Here is a 413-nt window from a genome sequence, read left to right as displayed (position 1 = left end):
ATCGTGGCCGATGTCACCGTGGATAGGCTCGAATAGAGCACTGCGCGCGGGTCGTCCTGATTGCCTTTGCCGTTGCGGCCCTGCTCGGCCCGGGCCGAGGCGAAGGCGGAGAGGTCGCTCAGCCCGTCGATCGCGGCGCGGCGCGCGATGCGCAGATAAATCACCTTCTCGCGCTCGGGGTCCATCATCGAGGTGATGTCTGCGAGCTTGTGTTGGCTGATCGACATGTGCAGCGCAATCACACCGGAGACGAAGGAATCGGCGAACTGGCTGGCATAGGGGGAATAGAGATAGCCGGCGACATATTGCGTCGAGGCAAGCGCGAAGCGCGCGGCGTCGCCTTGTGTCGCTGCGAGGCCGACCGAGCGGCGAAGCGCTGCCTCCTCGACCAGTGTGCCGGGGCTGAGCAGGCG

General features: G+C 65.6%; 1 pseudogene. It reads right to left on the bottom strand.

What is annotated here, in order from left to right:
• Positions 1-413 (bottom strand): annotated as a pseudogene (locus tag EOA60_RS37135) (chemotaxis protein MotC); the annotation flags it as partial.

Source organism: Mesorhizobium sp. M1A.F.Ca.IN.020.06.1.1 (assembly GCF_004023265.1).
Classification (GTDB): domain Bacteria; phylum Pseudomonadota; class Alphaproteobacteria; order Rhizobiales; family Rhizobiaceae; genus Mesorhizobium.
Note: the sequence above shows the minus strand (reverse complement) of the source record. Positions and strands in the feature narration are given on the sequence as shown.